We start from the raw sequence: 18,736 nt of genomic DNA, 5'->3' as shown, positions 1-18,736 counted from the left end.
CGCCGCACGGGGTGGCCCGTGTTTCGGGTTGCTCGTGTTCCGGGTTCCGGGTTGCTCGTCAGAGCATGTATTCGCGAAGCAGCCACCACAGTCCGGCTATGATGACACCGCCGGACAGCGAGCCGATAACAACTTGGGCAACGGTGTGCGCCCGCAGAACGAGGCGCGACCAGCCCACAGCGGGCACGAGCAACAGCAACGGCAGCCAGGCAGGCCCGAACATGAGAATGGCTATGACGGTGGTGCCGGCAAGCGCCGAGGCATGCCCGCTCATCTTCCAGAACGCGCTGACAACCGCCAACACGGCGATGCCGCCAATGAGGGCAAGTATCATCACCGACACGCTCACAGGGGCGTGAAGGACCTGCAGAAGAAGAAGCCCGGCGAGCACCGACACCAGCGTCGTCATCAGCAAAGCGGGCCTCTGCCGTCTGTCACTGACGTGGTGGTCCGTGATCCTGCCCAGCCTCACCATCACCAGCACGTAGGCCAGCGGCAGCAAGCAAACGAAGACCGCGGCCAAGACTCCGAACCATATCGTTCCGGGAAACCCCGGCTCGATGACAGGACTGATCAGGAGCAGGACCGTCACCACTACAGGCGGTTGGAATACCTCCGTCAGCACACGGGCAACAGCGCGCCACTTGCCGGAAAGCTGCGCGACCGACGTCGTACCTTCAGTCAAGCAGCAATGCCGGTTCTTCAAGGATCGCCGCCACATCCGCCATAAACCGGGCGGACAGGTCGCCATCGACCACTCGGTGGTCAAAAGAACCCCCAAGAGTGGTGATCCAGCGTGGGATGACTTCCCCATCAAGGACCCAGGGCTTTTGCTTGATTGTTCCGAAGGCAACGATTGCTACCTCGCCCGGATTGATGATGGGGGTTCCGGTATCAATTCCGAGCGCACCGATGTTGGTGACGGTTAGGGTACCGCCCTGCATCTCGGCAGGTTGCGTTTTGCCGGCCCGGGCTTTGGTGGCGAGTTCGTTAAGTGCCAGCGCCAGCTCCTTCAAGGAGAGGTCCTGCGCATCCTTGATGTTGGGCACCATGAGTCCCCGCGGGGTTGCGGCCGCAATGCCAAGATTCATGTAGTGCTTCACGTGGATTTCGGCGGCTCCCTTCCCGTCGGAGTCATCCACCCACGTCGCATTGACGCTGGGGTTACGCGCGGCGGCCCAGATCACTGCTTTGGCGAGGATGAGGAGGGGGGAAACCTTGATGCCTTCGAAGTCGCGGGAAACCTTCAGCCGCTTAACGAATTCCATGGTGCGGCTCGCATCAACGTCCACGAAGATACTGACGTGGGGAGCTGAGAACGCAGAGTCAACCATTGCCCGAGCCGTCGCCTTGCGTACCCCCTTGACCGGGATGCGTTCGATCCTCTGATCCTGTGGCTTCTTGGACGCGCTCCAGAAACTTTCCGCTTGGTCCAGTTCCGCGTCTCGTTGCGCCTGGTAACTGACCAAGTCTTCGCGCGTCACTTCACCACGATGTCCTGTGGGCACCACGTCCGCGAGGTCAATCCCGAGGTCGCGGGCAAACTTGCGCACCGGCGGCTTTGCTAGGACCTTGTTCACGAGGCCTGTAAGGGCCCTGCTCCCGCGGGTTGCGGGCGATTCTTGGGAAACCGACGTGACGCGCTTCGGGGCCGGCACCTCGGCTGCATTGGCTTGCAACACAGAGGTCACGTCCTGCACTGTACCTTCAGCGTCCTCGGCTACCGGAGCCGCGGCGACCACGCTTTCGAGTGGCCGTTTGCGCGCACGGCGCTTGACGGCGTCGGCCTTTGGACCGGATCCAACCAAGGGACTGGTGGCGGGCTGCTCGTTGTCCTCTGCGGAGAGCTTTCCGTAGACGGGTGTGAATACTTCGTCCACCTCTGGCGACACGGGGGGAGCTTGGGGAGTGGCGGGTGCTGAATCACCCTCTTGCCCCTCGGAAACGGCAATAATGGCAGTGCCGACCTCCACCGTGATGCCCTCCTCCACCAGCAGTTCGGTGACCGTACCGGCAAATGGCGAGGGCAACTCTACGAGCGACTTTGCAGTCTCAATCTCGCAAAGTACATCGTTTATGGCCACGGTGTCCCCCGGCTTGACCTTCCATGCCACTACCTCGGCCTCTGTCAAGCCTTCGCCGACGTCCGGCAAGTTGAATTTCTTTACAGTCACTGGGTCCTCGATTGTCGTTTGCCACGCACGAAGCAGGGCGAATCAGGGCGGGCTAGTAGGCCAGGGATCGATCGAGCGCTTCGAGGATCTTGTCGATATCCGGCAAGTAATCCTCTTCAACTTTGGCAACAGGGTAGGGCATGTGGAAACCGCCCACCCTGATCACGGGGGCCTCAAGGTGGAGGAACGCCCGTTCGCTGATTCGCGCCGCGATCTCCCCGCCGATGCCACCAAAAGTAGGAGCCTCATGGGCAACGATGAGACGGCCGGTCTTCTTTACCGAGGCTTCCACGGTGTCGAAATCCACCGGCGAAATGGAGCGGAGATCGATAACTTCAACACTTCGACCATCCTCCTCAGCTGCATTTGCCGCTGCCAGTGCGACAGGCACCAACGGCCCGTAAGCCACGATGGTCGCATCGGTTCCCGCACGGACCACGTGAGCCTTGAAAGGATCCTCCGACAAACCAGGATTTTCAACATCCACTTCACCCTTGAGCCAATAACGGCGCTTGGGCTCGAAAAAGATCACCGGATCCTGGCACTCAATTGCTTTCTGGATCATCCAATACGCGTCGTGCGGGTTCGAGGGTGAAATGATGCGCAACCCTGCCGTGTGCGCGAACAGCGCCTCGGGGGACTCGGAGTGGTGTTCAATGGATCCGATGCCGCCACCGTAAGGGATGCGTATGACCACCGGAACGCTCAGCTTCCCCAGGCTCCGCGAGTAGATCTTGGCCAACTGCGTTGTGATCTGGTTGAAGGCAGGATATACAAAGCCGTCGAACTGGATCTCGCACACGGGCGAATATCCCCGCAACGCCAAGCCGATCGCGGTACCTATGATCCCCGATTCAGCCAATGGCGTGTCCAGAACGCGATCATCGCCGAATTCCTTGATCAAGCCGTCCGTGACGCGGTAGACGCCGCCGAGGTGCCCGATGTCCTCGCCCATCAACAACGACTTGGGATAGGCGGTCAGTGAAGCTCGCAGGCCCTCGTTAATGGCCTTGGCAATGGTCATGGTCGCCATTAGTTGGTTGCCTCCTGGTCACTTTCGAACCCTGCCGAGTATTCCTCAAACCAAGCTAATTCCTCGGCAATCAACGGATGCTTTTCGGCGTAGACGCTGGCGAAGGCTTCGCGAATGTCAGGCACTTCAATGCCATGAGTGGTGCTCCGGACATATTTGGCCAGTTCATCGCCGTCGGCCGCGACCTGGTCGAAGAAGGCTTCATCAGCCAAGCCTTCCGCCCGCAAGTACTTCTCCAGCCGATCCAAGGGATCCTTCTCGCGCCAGGCAGCTTCTTCCGCAGATTCCCGGTACTTAGTGGGATCGTCGGCAGTGGTGTGGGCACCGACGCGGTAGGTGTAGGCCTCAATCAGCACCGGGCCCCGGCCCTCCCTGGCATGTTCGAGAGCCCACTCCGTGACGGCGTGAACTGCGATGACATCATTGCCATCTACACGAATCCCTGGGAAACCGTAGCCCTTCGCCCGATTGGCCAAAGGGACCTTGGTCTGGACTTCCGTGGGCACCGAAATAGCCCAATGGTTGTTTTGGCAGAAGAAAACCACGGGCGCATCGTACGAAGCCGCAAAGACCATGGACTCGTGGACGTCGCCTTCGGAGCTGGCGCCATCGCCGAAGTAAGCGATGACCGCGGCCTTCGGATCAGCAGAGCCCTCAGCAGCAAGTTTCTGGTCCCGCTGGATGCCCATGGCGTAACCGACCGCATGCAGAGTCTGCGCGGCAAGCACCAGGGTGTAGAGGTGGAAGTTGTTCTCGCGCGGGTCCCAGCCACCGTTGGAGACTCCACGGAATTGCTTGAGCAATTCGGCCAGGTCCACGTTGCGGACCAGGGCAACGCCATGTTCCCGGTACGTGGGAAAGATGTAATCCTGAGGTTCGCTGGCATGTCCGGAACCGATCTGCGCGGCTTCCTGGCCAGTCAGCGGCACCCAGAGAGCCAACTCTCCTTGGCGCTGCAACGCCGTGGCTTCCTGGTCGAAGCGACGGATTCGGGCCATGTCGGTATAGAAGACCTTCAGTTTTTCCGGATCGATGCGCTTGGCGTAATCCGAGAACACGGGATCAGTGCCGAGTTTTCCGTCGGGCCCGAGCAACTGAACCATGTCCACCGGTTCGGCCGGCGCGGCCGCTGCCGCGGTGGTCGCCGCGAGAGTTTCTTCCGTACCGTGGGGTAGTTGTCCCTGGCCCATACCCGTCTCCTTGCTTCCACGGCGGCGCCGCGGCGATGTCTTTCGCTGGGATATATGCCAGTTCCGGAATGCATTCCGGAACTGGCATATATTTTGGCTTTCGTCCTTACTTTATCGGGAGTAAGGAATCTTGGTGCACATGTTAACCGCTAGGAACGCTGCGGCGGGTTTGTATACCTTGCACAGAGTTCCAGAAAGCGGGTGTTGGCCTCGACCTCACCGATGGTGACGCGGACGCCTTCATCACCGAAGGCACGAACTGACAGGGCTTTCTCGGCTGCGAGTGCCGAGAATTCACCGCTGTGCTTACCCAAATTGAGCCAGACAAAGTTGCCTTGGGGCTCCGGAATGAACCATCCGAGCTCCCTCAGGCCAGCGGTCACCCGATCCCGCTCGTCCACCAGGCTTTGTACCCTCTCCACAACCTGGTCATAGTTTTCGATGGAAGCCACCGCTGCCCGCTCCGCGATTTGCGATACTGCGAAGGGTGTGGCGGTGACACGGAGGTGCTGGGTAATCAAGGGGCCGGAAACGCTGTACCCAACGCGCAGGCCTGCGAGGCCATGAGCCTTGGAGAAAGTCCTCAACACCACCACGTTGGGATACTTCCGATAGAGCTGGATCCCATCGACAGCCCGTTCATCCCGCACAAATTCCTGATAGGCCTCATCGATGACCACCACGACGCCGGGCGGAACCGATTGGATGAATCGCTCAGTTTCTTCTGCGGTGAGGATGGGACCAGTCGGGTTATTCGGTGTGCAGAGCAGAATGACTTTGGTACGAACCGTCACCGCAGCGGCCATGGTTTCCAGGTCATGGCGACCGTCCGGGAGAAGCGGGATCCGGACGCTTCCCGCACCCGCCAACCCGACACAAATCGGGTATGCCTCGAAAGAACGCCAAGCGTAGATAACCTCGTCCTGTTTGCCGTCCTCGTTCTGTCCGGCGAAAGTGGCGAGGATCTGGTTCAACGCCCCCAAGCTGCCGGCGCCAGTAACGACGTCGTCGGCCGGGACATCGAGGAAATCGGCCAAGGCATTTCGCAGCTTGGTGGCCAGGGGGTCAGGGTAGCGGTTGATGTCGGTCTGGTCCGCGATCGCCTGCAGCACTGCAGGAACCGGGGGTAAGGGATTCTCGTTTGACGACAATTTGTAGCTAGTGAGGCCCTCAATTACAGCGGGAGGTTTGCCGGCTGCGTACTTGGGGAGCCTGTCCACGACCGGGCGAGGGAGTACGCCCTCCGGTGCGTTGTCAGTAGTAGTCATGGATTCAAGCCTACTTGCCGATCCGTGGCTGTTGTTGGGCTGATCGGCCGGCCTGTGTGGAACCATGGGTCTATGGGTTCATTCATCATCCGCGTCCTCATCAACGGCCTTGCCCTGTGGGTTGCCACATGGTTGCTGGACGGTATGGATATCTCAACGACTGCCACAGAGCGGGCGGCAACAAATGCCGGGCTCGCGCAAGGAGCGGACACCGTGGGCATAGTCCTTGCGTACCTCTTCATCGGCCTCATCTTCGGGGTGGTCAATGCGTTCGTTCGCCCGTTGGTTAAGGTACTTTCGCTTCCTGTGACGATCCTGACGCTGGGACTGTTCACCATCATCATCAATGCGGCCATGCTGTACCTGACTGCGTGGCTAAGTAGTTTCACGCCCGTCCACCTCACCATCGATTCCTTTTTCTGGACGGCTGTCTTGGCTGCAATCATCATCAGCATTATTTCCATGGTTGCGGGCCTAATCCCCGGCGCCCGTCGGCGCTGAGTATCCAACACTTATCGCGCCCCTGCCACTGATCGGGTCTCAGGCAGATCTTTGGGAGGCAAGATGTCTTTCCGTTGCCGCATCGGCTGTCGCTTGAGTTTGAAGTGAGTTACCTTCACTGCGCCCCCACTCCCGACAGCCCCAGCGAAGGCAGCACTTGAGGCTAACAATGAGGGGTCGTGGCTCGCGCTGACCAGCTCCGCCCCGGCCGCATAATTCTCTTGGTCGTGCCCGGGGCCCAGTCCTGAATCTTGTCCCTTTGGGGTTTCGACGGGGTTTGTCAGCGTGACGGTAACTCTGTCCTTGGTGTCTGGATTATCGGCCCCATCTGTTCCTGGTACCCAGTCCTGGATGTGTTCCAAATGCAGCGCACTGATGCCCGGTTCCGACGTGATACCGCCGACCGGCGATCCCGCGGTCAGTACAAACTTGAGGTCGAACTCGCTAAGGAACGCCTTGTCTTGAGCCAAATTCATGGCGTGAATTCCCCCTTGGCTGTGGCCGACAGCGACCACTTGGTCCCCGGCCGCTGCACCGGCTGCCTCCAGTGCCTGCCCGATTGCCGGTATGACCTCTTGGGAGCCATACCCGAGCGCCTCACCGACACCGGCAGCGTCGAAAGGATTGGATGAGGAGGGTTCCAGTTGGGTTCCCGGGATGAGGACCATCCACGAAGCAGATCCCCTGTTTTCGAGCTGAATGACCTCGATTTCGCCGTCGTTCAGGGCGTGCAGCTTTTCAAGCCGACGCAGGCTACCAGCCATTGTTGGCCGGAATTCCTCCACGGACTCGTCCATCTTCTCGATCGTGACGGGTCGCGGCTGCATCCCCTCCAAGAATGGCGACTTCAGCAGCTCATGCAATACGTCGCCCACTCGGTACCCGGTGGCAATGAGCCTGTTATAGGTTTCCTGGGTCATATCCCGGCCGGCAGCCAAAACCCCCGGCGCCCCGGACCATCTGATCTGATCGGGACGCAGTACGTGTGGCAGCGCGTTCCGGGTTTCAACATCCTCGTACGCGCGGCGGCTCGAGCGAACCTGGGCGCTGATGCCGGTTAGTTGTTCGCGCACCTTGCCGAAGTCACTGCGAGCTTCTCCCACAGCGTTGACGGCCGGGTAGCCGGACACCACGGCATTCCGGGCGAACATCTCCAGCTCATCGTGAACCTTGCGCGCCTCCGCTTCGATCTCCAGCAGTTGTTGGGCAACCTCGTCCAACTGGTCTGCGCCGCGGGAAAGCTCCTCCAGTTGAAAAGAGATGCCACCCACCCCGCCCCTGATGGAAAGGCTGCCATCCCTGACCGGCGGCAAGGGTTGGAGAGCGGATCCGTCACCGAAAGAAACGGCATCGGCCATCAGGGACCGGTCCCGCCGGAGACGGAAACACTTCTGGAATAACGGAGCACCATTGCCACTGCGTGCTCCATGGTCCCCCTTGCACGCATCAGGGCTGCGGCCTGCAAGGCAACCGTTGTTCGATAAGCCTGCCCGGCCGGTGATTGCCAGTCTTCCATCTGCGCTCTCCGCAGCGACGCCAACGCGGTATCGGCGAGGTCCACACATGCCTTGATGCGCCAGGCGAGCCTCTGCACGTCATGGCTACGCGATGCACACTCCAGGGGGTCGAATGTGGGCGGGGTGGCTGCAGGGATCAAGCCGACGCTCATGTCCTTTGCTCCATTTGATTTGTTATGCGGTTCTGTGGCTACGAGATTACGGAGCCCTGGGAGCCTAAGGAACTGCTGACCTCCCCTATGTGGAAAACGCAAATGACTGTCCACAGAGCGCCTGTCACCAACGCCCGGGACAGCCGTAGAGCATGAAAGAATAGGCACCATGGCTGAATCCCCTCGCGTGTCCCTCGCTTCCGAACCTCTCGCCCTTGGCGCCCTCGACGGCCGCTATCGCGCCGCCGTCGCGCCGCTCGTTGACTACTTGTCCGAGGCGGCCCTGAACCGCGACCGTGTTCATGTGGAAGTCGAGTGGCTGATTCACCTCACCAGCCAGTCGGTGCTGCCGGGCGCCGGTCCCCTCACGGACCAGCAGGTCTCTCAGTTGCGGTCCATCGTGACGGAGTTCAATGCGGAGTCGGTCAATGAACTGGCGGAAATCGAAGCGGTCACTGTTCACGACGTCAAGGCCGTGGAGTACTACATCGGGCGTCGCCTGGCCGCCATCGGCATCGAGAACCTGACCGCCATGGTCCACTTCGGCTGCACGTCTGAGGACATCAATAACCTCTCCTACGCTGTGGGCATCAAAGGTGCCGTGGAGGACGTTTGGCTCCCCAACGCAAAAGCCCTGGTCCAGCAGATCGAGGCCATGGCAGAGGCCAACCGCTCCGTGCCGATGCTGTCCCGCACGCACGGGCAGCCCGCGACTCCTACTACGCTCGGCAAGGAACTTGCGGTGATAGCCCACCGCCTGAACCGGCAACTCACCCGCATCGCCAAGACCGAATACCTTGGCAAAATCAATGGCGCAACCGGCACCTACGCCGCGCACGTAGCGTCTGTCCCCAGCGCTGACTGGGAGGCCGTTGCCAAGACGTTCGTGGAAGGGCTCGGCCTGGCGTGGAACCCGCTCACCACGCAGATCGAGAGCCACGACTGGCAGGCCGAGCTTTACGCTGACATCGCGCGTTTCAACCGTATCCTGCACAATGTCTGCACCGACATCTGGAGCTACATTTCCATCGGTTACTTCCGGCAGATACCGGTTGCCGGTGCCACGGGTTCCTCCACCATGCCGCACAAGGTCAACCCGATCCGATTCGAGAACGCCGAAGCGAACCTGGAAATCTCCAACGGCCTTCTCGATACACTGGCCGCCACGCTGGTTACCTCGCGTTGGCAGCGCGACCTCACGGATTCCTCCTCCCAGCGCAACATCGGTGTCGCCTTCGGTCACTCCCTGCTCGCTATCTCAAATGTTGCCAAGGGCCTCAAGGCACTTGATGTGGCCGAAGAAGTCCTCGCAGCCGACCTCAACACCAACTGGGAAGTCCTTGGCGAGGCGATCCAGATGGTGATGCGCGCGGAGGCAATCGCCGGTGTCGAGGGCATGGAAAACCCGTACGAGCGGTTGAAGGACCTCACGCGCGGCCAGCGCGTGGACGGCGCCAGAATGCAGGAATTCGTGCAGGGCCTGGGTCTTTCCAAGGACGCTGAAGCTCGGCTCTTGGAACTTACCCCGGGTAAGTACACAGGCATCGCCGACAAGCTGGTGGACCACCTGCGGTAGACCATCTCCTGCGGTGTTGCCATCACAGGTGACGGACGCACGTCGACGGCGGGACGGGGCTGTGTGCCCCGGTCCGCCGTCGCCTCTTAATGGCACCATCGCTTAATGGCGCATCACATAACCGCGCCATACCTTTCGGGTGGCGGCGCGCAATTCTCCGGACGCTTACGAGCAGGAAACACAGTGGTAACTCGCCCTACCTAGGCTTGAGTCGCATAGGAACCTCACCACGCGGCGAAAGAGGCATACATGCAGACCAATCCACGGCTCAACATCCGGCAGGTCACATGGGCAAACCCGGTGGGTGCAGACCTCCGAGCCGCACAACAGGCCGAATTGGATTCGCGCTTTGGAACCACAGACCACGAGCCTGGTCCGGCCCCTTCGGAGGCTGATACGGCCGTTTTCGTGGTGGCCTATGAGAGGTGCTCGGGACAACCCTTGGGCTGCGGAGGCTTGAGGATGCTCGACGAAAACACCGCAGAGATCAAAAGGCTCTACGTGGTTCCGTATGCCCGCGGGTCCGGGGTTGCCAGCTCAATACTCGCCGCCTTGGAAGCCCAAGCCCACTCGCATGGCTTCAGCGTGATCACAGCGGAGGCGGGGTCTGCCCAGTCGGATGGCCGCAGCTTTTACGAGAGCGCAGGGTTTGCCCCAGTGCCAAACTTCGAGCCATATATCGGCGTAACGGATTCGCATTGCTATTCCAAGCACATCGATTCACATAGTGCCTCGCACACAGCCATGGCCTAAGCGGGCGCAGGTTGAGACGGCAACATCAAGCACACCTCGGTACAGTTCGATAATCTCAAATTATGGAAAAAGCAGATATCACCTTCCGCACGCGTAAATGGGTGCGGCCCGAGGACCTGAACGCCAATGGCACGCTCTTCGGCGGTAGCCTGCTGAAGTGGATCGATGAAGAGGCCGCGATCTACGCCATCCTCCAGCTTGGCAATGGCCGGGCTGTCACCAAGTACATCTCAGAGATCAACTTTGTGAGTTCGGCGGTGCAGGGCGACCTGATCGAGATGGGCCTGACGGCCAAGCGGTTTGGCCGCACGTCACTGACCATGCGTGCCGAGGTCCGCAACATGATCACCCGGCAATCCATCCTGACCATTGAGGAGATCGTCTTCGTGAACCTGGGAAGTGACGGACGCCCGGAGCCGCATGGTTACACGGAGATCACCTATGACCGTGACCGCATCCCCACGCACCACCTCACCAAGCCGCTCGACGAGGACTAAACGGCACCCCACGACGCGTACTCAGCCCAATTAACTGGCAGGAGGGGCTGCTCCCCTTGGGAACAACCCCTCCTGAAAGTCAGACCGGCGCTGGCGTCAAACGCCCTGGCTAACCTTCTGGGTGGAAGAACGACGCCGATCGAAGACCGTTGCGCCAACCTCTTGTTCGGCTTGGTTGTCGATGCCCAAATCGATTCCCTTGCGCTCGCGGGTCAACAGAACAGCTCCCGCGGAGATCAACGCGACGATCAGCAAGTAGGCGGAGACGCTCATGGTTGTGCCTGTCGCTTGGACAAGGGCCGTGGCAATGGTCGGCGCGAAAGCTCCGCCGATGATGGAGCCCAGCGCGTAGGAGATAGCTACTCCGGAGAAACGGATCGAGGCCGGGAAGAGCTCGCTGTAAAGAGCGGCCTGCGGCCCATAGGTGAGCCCCAGTCCCACGCTGAAGAGTGCCAACGCGGCCGTCATGGCCCAGATGTTGCCGGTGTTGATCAGCCAAAACAACGGGAAGAAGGTGACGATCAGGCACGCATAACCAATGATGTACGTCCTCTTCCGCCCGATGCTGTCGGCAAGATAACCCGCGAAGAGCGTGAAAACGAACCACAGGGCGGCAGAAGCGGTGATGGCCAGCAAAACCTGGGTGCGGTCCATAGCCAGGCCCTTGGGTGCCGTGGCATAACTCAGGATGTAGCCTCCAGTGGTCATGTACCCGGCGGCGTTGTTTCCCGCGAAGATCAGCGCAGCGAGTATCACGAGCAGCCAGTGCTTCTTGAACAGCTCAACGATGGGAACCCTGGTCTGCTGCTTCCGGGCGGCGATCTCGGAGAAAACGGGGCTTTCGTCCACACCCCTGCGGACAACGAACCCGACGATGATCAACACGAAGCTGAGCAGGAACGGGACGCGCCAGCCCCACTGCTCGAAAGCGGCACCCGGCGCAATCACTCCCGACATCAGCGTAAGGACGCCGGACGCCAGGAGCATGCCAAGCGGTACTCCCAGTTGCGGGAAGGATCCGAAGAGTCCCCGTTTGTTGGTAGGTGCGTGCTCTACTGCCATCAGGACGGCTCCGCCCCATTCGCCACCGGCTGAGATACCCTGCAGGATTCGAAGGAGCAGCAGCAGGATCGGTGCGGCCAACCCTGCCGTTTGGTATGTGGGCAAGACACCGATCAAGGTGGTGGCTGCGCCCATCAGGACCAGTGTCAGGACCAGCATGGCGCGCCGACCGAGTTTGTCCCCAAAGTGCCCTGCCAGGAAAGCGCCCAGCGGCCTGAACAGGAAACTCAGTCCAACTGATGCAAAGGAAATCAGCAGCGCAATATCGGCGCCCGCGGGTTCGAAAAAGAGTTTGGCGAAGATCAGGCCGGCAGCATTGGCATAGATGAAGAAGTCGTACCACTCCACCGTGGTGCCGACAATCGTGGCAAAGGCTACTCGGCGGTTGCTCCGCGCTGAATGACTGTGTGCTACTCCGCCCCGGGCAGAGGTTGATGCGCTCATGAGGGTAACTCATTTCCCGCGGGCACAGCGTTGTGACCGCGATAGGTGGGTGGGGCCAGGCGTCAGTAGCTCTCGCGCTTCGTCGCCTCGGACACGGGAATGAAAGTGGAAGCAAAACTCTCCGACGCCCTGGCCAGCACCGAAACGTCGGCGCCGACGAGCACGAAGGAGGCACCGGCGTCGAGGTAGGCGCGGGCTGTGGCCTGATTGAAGGCGTTGACGCCGGCAGGCTTGCCAGCCGCTTTAGCGGCTTCAAGGCAGTGCTCGACGACGGCCCTCACCAAAGGATTTTCCTGCTGTCCCAGCAAGCCCATGGAGGCCGCGAGGTCCGAAGGGCCGAGGAAGATGCCGTCTACGCCGTCCACGGCAAGAATCTCTTCCACGGCTGAGGCTGAAGCTTCGGATTCGATTTGGACGGTGAGGCTGATGGTGTCAGAGGCCGTGCCAAGGTACTCCGGCACACGGTTCCATCGTGAGGACCGGGCCAGCGCGGATCCGACGCCCCGAACCCCGTGGGGCGGGTAGCGAATGGCCGCGACCGCTGACGCGGCCTCGAATGCCGAGTTCACCATGGGGACCATGAGGTTTTGCACGCCAAGATCGAGGTATTGCTTGATGACCACGGCATCGTTGACCGGTGGCCGGACCATGGCTTGCACGGGATAACCGCTGACGGCGTAAAGCTGCGCGAGGATCGATTCAAGGCCATTGGGACTGTGCTCAGCATCGATCAGCACCCAATCCAATCCCGAGCCGGCGCAGATTTCGGCCACCAAGGGGCTGCCGGAACAGACCCACATGCCAGCGAGTGGACGGCCCGCTTCACTCAGGGCCGAGTAGAACGTGGGGTTCAGTCGAAGTTGCATGTCACCACTCCCAACGGTCCGTAGTCCGCGTGCACGGTATCACCTTTGTACACCCACATCGGCCGGGTAAACGAGCCTGCCAGGATGATATCTCCGGCCTTCATGGAGTCCCCGTGCGCGGCGATCTTGTTTGCCAGCCAGTGGACGCCGTTGGCGGGGTGGTCCAGGACGCCGGCGGCCACGCCTGTCTCTTCCACAGTCTGGTTTTTGTACAGGATCGCCGATACCCATCGGAGGTCAACGGCGTCAGGTTTCACGGGCCTGCCACCGATCACCATGGCACCCATGGCGGCGTTGTCCGAGATGGTGTCCACGATGGTCCGGCCCTCCATTTCGATCCTGGAGTCCAGGATTTCGAGGGCCGGAACCACGTAGTCGGTGGCATTGAGGACGTCGAAGATGGTGCAGCGTGGCCCCTTGAGACCTGACTTCAGCACGAACGCGAGCTCCACTTCCACCCGTGGGTGGGTGTACTTGTCCCATTCCACGGAGCAGCCGGTTTCCAGGACCATGTCATCAAAAATGGCACCGTAGTCCGGCTCTGTAATGCCGGTAGCGGCCTGCATGGCCTTGGACGTGAGGCCGATCTTTCGCCCCACCAACGTGCGTCCCGCTTCCTCGTTCCGCCGCATCCACAACTGCTGCACGGCGTACGAGTCCTCAACCGTCATGTCGGGGTAACGGGCCGTCAACCGGGAAATCGGCTGACGGTTCCGGCCGGCTTCGAGGAGTTCGTCAGCTATCGCTTCGATCGTCTTCGCGTCCAACATGGTTAGACCTGTGCTCCCAGTTTGAAACCCTCCGCGGTCTCGCCTCCGGCGGGGCGAGTGTAGGAGAACCCATCAGCGCCGATGGTGACAGCCATCTCCGATTTGTCTTTGCGTTCGATGATGGGCTGCGGGTTACCGTCAAGGTCCAGGACCAAAGAGGCTTCGGTGTACCAGGAGGGGACGACGGGGTTGCCCCACCAGTCGCGGCGCTGGTTGTCGTGGACGTCCCAGGTGACGGTGGGGTTGTCGGGATCGCCGGTGTAGTAGTCCTGCGTGTAGATCTCGATGCGGTGACCGTCCGGATCCAGGATGTAGAGGTAGAACGCATTGGACACGCCGTGGCGACCCGGGCCGCGTTCGATCCTGTCGGAGATGCGCAAGGCACCCATCTTGTCGCAGATCTGGATGATGTTGTGCTTCTCGTGCGTGGCGAACGCAACGTGGTGCATGCGGGGACCGTTGCCGCCGGTCAGTGCGGTGTCGTGCACGGTCTGCTTGCGGTGCATCCACGCGGCGTACGTGACGCCGTCGGAATCCTTGATGTCCTCGGAGACCCGGAAGCCCAAGTCCTCCAGGTACTTGCGGCCGCGCGGGACGTCCGGGGTGACTTGGTTGAAGTGGTCCAGGCGGACAAGTTCCCCGGCGGAGTAGAGGTCGTAACGCTGGGTGAGGCGCTCCACGTGCTCAACGTCGTAGAAGAATTCGTACGGGAAGCCGAGCGGATCTTCCACACGCAGGGAGTCTCCGACGCCCTTGGTGAAGCCTTCCTTGCGGCGCTCCACACGGCAGCCCAGCTCGCGGTAGTAGGCCTCGGCGGCGTCCACCTCGGCCGGGGACTTCACGCGGTAGGCGAAAGCGGCGACGGCGGCCACCGGCCCCTGGCGGAGCACAAGGTTGTGGTGGATGAACTCCTCGAACGAGCGCAAATAGATGGTGTTCTCGTCTTCCTCAGTGACATGCAGACCAAGGACGTCGACGTAGAACTCCCGTGACTTGGCCAAGTCCGTCACCACGATGTCCATGTACGCGCAACGGACGATATCCGGGGCCGGGACCGTGGGAGTTGGGATGGGGTCGGTGAAGGGGTTGCTCATGATGGTCTCTCTTCGTTGAAAGGGGGCAGCCTAGGCGCCGAATTTTGGAGTATGCACAGCGCCGAGCGTGATGTGCACGGCCTGCTGGTCGGTGTAGAAGTCGATGGAGCGGTAGCCGCCCTCGTGGCCCAGGCCGGAGGCTTTGACGCCGCCGAACGGCGTCCGGAGATCACGGACATTGTGGCTGTTGAGCCACACCATTCCGGCTTCGACGTTCTGGGAGAAGTTGTGGGCCCGGGTCAGGTTCTGGGTCCAGATGTAGGCCGCCAGGCCGTACTTGGTGTTGTTCGCCAAGGCGAGGGCTTCGTCGTCGTTCTCGAACGGCGTGATGGCCACGACGGGACCGAAGATTTCCTCCTGGAAGATTCGCGCGTCAGGTGCGACGTCGGCAAACACCGTGGGTGCGATGTAGTTGCCTTCGGGCAGGTGGTCGGGTCGTCCGCCGCCGGCAAGGAGACGGCCTTCGGACTTGCCGATCTCCACGTACGATGCCACTTTCGCGTAGTGCTCCGGGTGGACGAGAGCGCCCACCTGGGTCTTGGGATCGTGGGGGTCTCCCACCACGATGTTCTTGGCGCGGGCGGCGTACTTCTCGCAGAATTCGTCGTAGATGGCGCGCTCCACCAGGATGCGTGAGCCCGCGGTGCAGCGTTCGCCGTTGAGCGAGAACACACCGAAGAGGGCCGAATCGATCGCGGCGTCCAGGTCGGCGTCGGCGAACACGACGCACGGGGACTTGCCGCCCAGCTCCATGGACAGGCCCTTGAGGTTCGCGGCAGCGTTGCGGAAGATCGTCTGGCCCGTGGTGGTCTCCCCGGTGAAGGAAATCAGCGGGACGTCCGGGTGCTTCACCAAGGCATCGCCGGCTTCCTCGCCCAGGCCGTTGACCAGGTTGAAGACGCCGTCGGGTAGGCCTGCGTCCTTGAAAATCTGGGCCCAGAGGGACGCGGACAACGGCGTGAACTCGGCCGGCTTCAGCACCACGGTGTTGCCGGTGGCCAAGGCCGGGGCGAGCTTCCAGGACTCCAGCATGAACGGGGTGTTCCATGGCGTGATGAGCCCCGCGACGCCGATCGGCTTGCGGTTCACGTAGTTGATCTGCGAACCGGGGACCTTCATGGCGTCGTCGAACTGTGCCACGATCAAGTCCGCGAAGAAGCGGAAATTCTCGGCGGCACGCAGGGCCTGACCCTTGGCTTGGGTGATCGGCAGGCCGGTGTCGAACGTTTCGAGCTCGGCGAGTCGCGCTTCCTGGGCTTCCACGGCGTCGGCGATTTTGTTCAGCACCCGGGCTCGTTCACGTGGCTTCATCTTCGGCCACGGGCCGTTGACGAACGCTTCCCGTGCAGCGGCGACCGCGAGGTCGATGTCTTCCTTCTGGCCGGCCGCGGCGGTGGCGTAGTTGCCGTTCGACACCGGATCGAGGACATCGAAAGTCTTACCAGACACAGAGTCAACGAATTCGCCGTTGATGAAGTGCTGGATGTGCGTGGGCAGGTTCTCGGGGATGTAATGCTTGGCGGTGGTCTCTACAGGAGCAGTCATCATTGTCTTTCCTTTTCAGCAACGCAATGCGTTAGGTGGCTTTGGCGAGGTACGCGTCCAGGGTGGCGGCACGGTGGTGGCGGGCCGCTTTTTCGATGGTTTCGGCGTCGGCTCCGGACTCGATGAGTTCCAGCAACGCCTCGTGTTCGCGCACGGACTCATGGGCACGGTTGGGGACGAACCTGAAGGTTGACGAGCGGAGCGAAGCCAGCCGGTTCCAGCCACGGTGGACGAGGTCGAGAATGTGCGGGTTGGGGCAGTATTCGAACAAGACGCCGTGGAAATCCTGGTTCAGCGCAGTGAAACGAACGGGGTCGAAGTGCTTGAGGCACTCACGCATCTCTTCGTTCACTGCTCGGGCCCGGGCGATTGCCACGGAGTCGATGAGTGGCGCTGACAGAGCGGTGGCGGCGCCTTCGACGATGCTCAACGTCTGCATCGTGTAGAGGTACTCGGTGGGGTCGATGCCGGACACTGTGGCGCCGACGTTCCGTTCGAACGTCACCAACCCCTCAGCTTCCAAGCGGCGGATCGCTTCGCGCACCGGCACCACGCTGAAACCCAAGTCCTCGGCAATTTTGGCCAGGACCAGCCGGTAACCGGGCGTGTAGGTCCCCTCCACGATCCTGGCCTTCACGGCTTCATAGGCCTGCTGGGACTTACTCCCGACGGCGGCGCTTCCGACGGCGGTTTCAGTCACCTGGGGCTCCTTCCGGGCTGGGGCTTTCCTGCCCCGCGGCCCACTCCTGGAAGCGGGCCTGCCACTCCGTGTTCATCGGGTACAGACCGTCCACGCTGTTGCCCTCTTTGACCATTTGGAAGATAAAGGTCTCTTCCTTTTCCTGCTGGATGCAGTCATTTACCAGTTCTTCCGCGATGGCCGGCGGGATCACCAGGATGCCGTCCGCGTCAGCCACGATGATGTCGCCGGGCTGCACGGTGGCGCCGCCGCAGGCAATGGTGATGTCCGTATCCCAGGGAATGTGGCGCCGACCAAGCACCGCCGGGTGTGGGTTCGCGAAGTACGTGGGCATCTGCAGGTCAGCTACGGCAGAGTAGTCGCGGACTCCGCCGTCGGTGATGATGGCAGCGGCCCCCCGCACCTGGGCGCGGAGGGCCAGGATGTCCCCCACCGTTCCCGTGCCCTTCTCGCCGCGGGCTTCCATGACGAGGATCTCGCCCGCATCGACCGAATCAATTGCACGCTTTTGGGCATTGAACCCGCCGCCGTGGGTCTTGAAGAGGTCCTCGCGGTTGGGCACGTACCGGAGTGTCCGGGCCAAGCCCACCACTTTTCGGTCCGGACGGGTTGCCTGCAGTCCATCAATGCTCACGTTATTCAACCCGCGCTTGCGCAACTGGGATGACAAAGTCGCGGTCGCCACGGACTCCAGCTTCGCCTTCAGCTCCGGCGTCAATACACCGGCGCCAGGACCAGCAGCAGGCAAACCGGCAGCCTCCCGGGAACCGTAAGCTTCTTCCCGCTGCGTGTCATCTGCCTTGGGCTGGGCGCCGAAGTCCGCGAACGGCGTCGTACCTTCTGTGACCTTGGTGGTCAGGCGGCCGGTGCTGAAGTCACCGCCTGTGACTTCAACGTCGACGACGTCGCCCGGCTTGGCCACGGAGGCACCGGCAGGGGTGCCTGTGAGGATGATGTCGCCCTCCTCGAGGGTGAGCAACTGGGAGAGGTCCGCCACGAGCTGCGCGAACGGGAACAGCAGGTCCTCGGTGGTGTCGTCCTGGACTAGTTCGCCGTTATGCCACGTGCGGATCCGCAGTCGGGCAGGGTCAACGGCATCGGCCGGAATGAGCGCCGGACCCACCGGAGTGAAACCGTCACCGCCCTTCGATCGAACGTTGGAGCCCTTGTCCGCGTAGCGGAGATCGTAAACGCCGAGATCATTGGATGCGGTGACCCATTCGACGTGGCTCCACGCATCATCCAAGCCGATCCGTCGGGCTGACTTGCCGATCACCAGTGCGATCTCACCCTCATAACCGAGCAACTCACATCCGGCCGGACGCTCAACAATCCCGGGACCCTCAGGGGAGCCCAGTGCCAAGGACGTCGGAGGCTTCAGGAAATACGACGGCTGCGCGGGAGTGCGTCCACGTTGCGCTGCACGGCTGGGGTAGTTGATGTGGACGGCGATGACTTTGCGCGTCCGGGCCAGCATGGACTGGCTAAAGTCTTGGGTCCGAAACTCCACTGTCACGGCACCTCCTCGGGGCAAGATTTATCGAGTACGAAATCGTATACGATAACTATGTCCGCGAAGATCTCCGCCGTCAAC

At 61.4% G+C, this 18,736-nt stretch carries 18 protein-coding genes; 4 read left to right on the top strand and 14 right to left on the bottom strand.

Annotated elements, in window-relative coordinates; genetic code table 11:
• Positions 1-58 precede the first annotated feature (58 nt).
• The 5 genes from QRN04_RS04545 to QRN04_RS04525 all read right to left on the bottom strand — a co-directional run bounded on the left by QRN04_RS04545 (position 59) and on the right by QRN04_RS04525 (position 5,665).
• Positions 59-685 (bottom strand): phosphatidic acid phosphatase, encoded by a 627-nt coding sequence (locus tag QRN04_RS04545; RefSeq protein ID WP_284974968.1) that lies wholly within the window; start codon positions 683-685, stop codon positions 59-61.
• Positions 678-2,174 (bottom strand): dihydrolipoamide acetyltransferase family protein, encoded by a 1,497-nt coding sequence (locus tag QRN04_RS04540; RefSeq protein ID WP_284974967.1) that lies wholly within the window; start codon positions 2,172-2,174, stop codon positions 678-680. The genes QRN04_RS04545 and QRN04_RS04540 overlap by 8 nt, the downstream gene beginning before the upstream one ends.
• A gap of 52 nt (positions 2,175-2,226) precedes the next feature.
• Positions 2,227-3,207 carry an alpha-ketoacid dehydrogenase subunit beta gene (locus QRN04_RS04535; RefSeq protein ID WP_284974966.1) on the bottom strand — a complete coding sequence of 327 codons (981 nt, stop codon included), beginning with the start codon at positions 3,205-3,207 and terminating at the stop codon, positions 2,227-2,229.
• Positions 3,207-4,397, bottom strand: coding sequence for a pyruvate dehydrogenase (acetyl-transferring) E1 component subunit alpha (gene pdhA / locus QRN04_RS04530; protein ID WP_502868759.1), 1,191 nt, complete (start codon positions 4,395-4,397; stop codon positions 3,207-3,209). Before pdhA ends, QRN04_RS04535 begins: the two co-directional genes overlap by 1 nt.
• A 149-nt stretch (positions 4,398-4,546) precedes the next feature.
• Positions 4,547-5,665, bottom strand: coding sequence for a histidinol-phosphate transaminase (locus tag QRN04_RS04525; RefSeq protein WP_284974965.1), 1,119 nt, complete (start codon positions 5,663-5,665; stop codon positions 4,547-4,549).
• Between the two features lie 72 nt (positions 5,666-5,737).
• On the opposite strand from QRN04_RS04525, the gene QRN04_RS04520 reads away from it, so the two are divergent.
• On the top strand, positions 5,738-6,166 hold the full coding sequence (locus QRN04_RS04520; RefSeq protein ID WP_284974964.1) for a phage holin family protein: 429 nt from the start codon (positions 5,738-5,740) through the stop codon (positions 6,164-6,166).
• A gap of 11 nt (positions 6,167-6,177) precedes the next feature.
• Here the strand turns inward: QRN04_RS04520 and QRN04_RS04515 are convergent, their stop codons facing one another.
• Both QRN04_RS04515 and QRN04_RS04510 read right to left on the bottom strand, forming a co-directional pair.
• On the bottom strand, positions 6,178-7,524 hold the full coding sequence (locus QRN04_RS04515; protein WP_284974963.1) for a hypothetical protein: 1,347 nt from the start codon (positions 7,522-7,524) through the stop codon (positions 6,178-6,180).
• Positions 7,524-7,835, bottom strand: a complete 312-nt coding sequence (locus QRN04_RS04510) for a hypothetical protein (RefSeq protein WP_284974962.1) — start codon at positions 7,833-7,835, stop codon at positions 7,524-7,526. Before QRN04_RS04510 ends, QRN04_RS04515 begins: the two co-directional genes overlap by 1 nt.
• Positions 7,836-8,004: 169 nt before the next feature.
• On the opposite strand from QRN04_RS04510, the gene purB reads away from it, so the two are divergent.
• The 3 genes from purB (at position 8,005) to QRN04_RS04495 (ending at position 10,661) form a co-directional block, all read left to right on the top strand.
• A complete protein-coding gene (purB, locus tag QRN04_RS04505) occupies positions 8,005-9,411 on the top strand; it encodes an adenylosuccinate lyase (RefSeq protein WP_284974961.1) in 1,407 nt (468 codons plus the stop codon).
• Positions 9,412-9,660: 249 nt separating this feature from the next.
• The gene (locus QRN04_RS04500) at positions 9,661-10,164 is read left to right on the top strand and encodes a GNAT family N-acetyltransferase (protein ID WP_284974960.1); all 504 of its coding nucleotides are present in this window, start codon (positions 9,661-9,663) and stop codon (positions 10,162-10,164) included.
• Between the two features lie 62 nt (positions 10,165-10,226).
• Positions 10,227-10,661: an acyl-CoA thioesterase gene (locus QRN04_RS04495; RefSeq protein ID WP_284974959.1), complete on the top strand. Its 435-nt coding sequence runs from the start codon at positions 10,227-10,229 to the stop codon at positions 10,659-10,661.
• Positions 10,662-10,757: 96 nt separating this feature from the next.
• Here QRN04_RS04495 and QRN04_RS04490 read toward each other — a convergent pair whose 3' ends face one another.
• The 7 genes from QRN04_RS04490 to QRN04_RS04460 form a co-directional block, all read right to left on the bottom strand.
• Positions 10,758-12,167, bottom strand: a complete 1,410-nt coding sequence (locus tag QRN04_RS04490) for an MFS transporter (RefSeq protein ID WP_284974958.1) — start codon at positions 12,165-12,167, stop codon at positions 10,758-10,760.
• 62 nt (positions 12,168-12,229) lie between these two features.
• Complete coding sequence (locus tag QRN04_RS04485) at positions 12,230-13,033, bottom strand: HpcH/HpaI aldolase family protein (protein ID WP_284974957.1); 804 nt, start codon at positions 13,031-13,033, stop codon at positions 12,230-12,232.
• Positions 13,018-13,803, bottom strand: a complete 786-nt coding sequence (gene hpaH / locus QRN04_RS04480) for a 2-oxo-hept-4-ene-1,7-dioate hydratase (RefSeq protein WP_284974956.1) — start codon at positions 13,801-13,803, stop codon at positions 13,018-13,020. The genes QRN04_RS04485 and hpaH overlap by 16 nt, the downstream gene beginning before the upstream one ends.
• A gap of 2 nt (positions 13,804-13,805) precedes the next feature.
• Positions 13,806-14,897, bottom strand: a complete 1,092-nt coding sequence (gene hpaD, locus QRN04_RS04475; RefSeq protein WP_284974955.1) for a 3,4-dihydroxyphenylacetate 2,3-dioxygenase — start codon at positions 14,895-14,897, stop codon at positions 13,806-13,808.
• Positions 14,898-14,927: 30 nt separating this feature from the next.
• Complete coding sequence (gene hpaE, locus QRN04_RS04470; protein ID WP_284975065.1) at positions 14,928-16,442, bottom strand: 5-carboxymethyl-2-hydroxymuconate semialdehyde dehydrogenase; 1,515 nt, start codon at positions 16,440-16,442, stop codon at positions 14,928-14,930.
• A 31-nt stretch (positions 16,443-16,473) separates the two neighbouring features.
• Positions 16,474-17,142 carry a GntR family transcriptional regulator gene (locus QRN04_RS04465; RefSeq protein WP_284974954.1) on the bottom strand — a complete coding sequence of 223 codons (669 nt, stop codon included), beginning with the start codon at positions 17,140-17,142 and terminating at the stop codon, positions 16,474-16,476.
• The gene (locus QRN04_RS04460; RefSeq protein WP_502868761.1) at positions 17,135-18,619 is read right to left on the bottom strand and encodes a fumarylacetoacetate hydrolase family protein; all 1,485 of its coding nucleotides are present in this window, start codon (positions 18,617-18,619) and stop codon (positions 17,135-17,137) included. Before QRN04_RS04460 ends, QRN04_RS04465 begins: the two co-directional genes overlap by 8 nt.
• Positions 18,620-18,736: the final 117 nt, after the last annotated feature.

The sequence above is a fragment of the Arthrobacter sp. efr-133-TYG-104 genome (genome assembly GCF_030208915.1).
Classification (GTDB): Bacteria; Actinomycetota; Actinomycetes; order Actinomycetales; family Micrococcaceae; genus Arthrobacter.
The sequence above is the reverse complement of the archived record's forward strand: the minus strand, read 5'-3'. Positions and strand labels throughout refer to the sequence as shown.

Bases quoted from the DNA above. Each gene is read 5' to 3' on its own strand.
- QRN04_RS04535 (WP_284974966.1), bottom strand. From the start codon at position 3,207: ATGGCGACCATGACCATTGCCAAGGCCATTAACGAGGGCCTGCGAGCT.
- hpaD (WP_284974955.1), bottom strand. From the start codon at position 14,897: ATGAGCAACCCCTTCACCGACCCCATCCCAACTCCCACGGTCCCGGCC.
- QRN04_RS04510 (WP_284974962.1), bottom strand. From the start codon at position 7,835: ATGAGCGTCGGCTTGATCCCTGCAGCCACCCCGCCCACATTCGACCCC.
- QRN04_RS04525 (WP_284974965.1), bottom strand. From the start codon at position 5,665: ATGACTACTACTGACAACGCACCGGAGGGCGTACTCCCTCGCCCGGTC.
- pdhA (WP_502868759.1), bottom strand. From the start codon at position 4,397: ATGGGCCAGGGACAACTACCCCACGGTACGGAAGAAACTCTCGCGGCG.
- QRN04_RS04515 (WP_284974963.1), bottom strand. From the start codon at position 7,524: ATGGCCGATGCCGTTTCTTTCGGTGACGGATCCGCTCTCCAACCCTTG.
- QRN04_RS04490 (WP_284974958.1), bottom strand. From the start codon at position 12,167: ATGAGCGCATCAACCTCTGCCCGGGGCGGAGTAGCACACAGTCATTCA.
- QRN04_RS04495 (WP_284974959.1), top strand. From the start codon at position 10,227: ATGGAAAAAGCAGATATCACCTTCCGCACGCGTAAATGGGTGCGGCCC.
- QRN04_RS04520 (WP_284974964.1), top strand. From the start codon at position 5,738: ATGGGTTCATTCATCATCCGCGTCCTCATCAACGGCCTTGCCCTGTGG.
- QRN04_RS04485 (WP_284974957.1), bottom strand. From the start codon at position 13,033: ATGCAACTTCGACTGAACCCCACGTTCTACTCGGCCCTGAGTGAAGCG.
- QRN04_RS04500 (WP_284974960.1), top strand. From the start codon at position 9,661: ATGCAGACCAATCCACGGCTCAACATCCGGCAGGTCACATGGGCAAAC.
- hpaH (WP_284974956.1), bottom strand. From the start codon at position 13,803: ATGTTGGACGCGAAGACGATCGAAGCGATAGCTGACGAACTCCTCGAA.
- QRN04_RS04460 (WP_502868761.1), bottom strand. From the start codon at position 18,619: ATGCTGGCCCGGACGCGCAAAGTCATCGCCGTCCACATCAACTACCCC.
- purB (WP_284974961.1), top strand. From the start codon at position 8,005: ATGGCTGAATCCCCTCGCGTGTCCCTCGCTTCCGAACCTCTCGCCCTT.
- hpaE (WP_284975065.1), bottom strand. From the start codon at position 16,442: ATGACTGCTCCTGTAGAGACCACCGCCAAGCATTACATCCCCGAGAAC.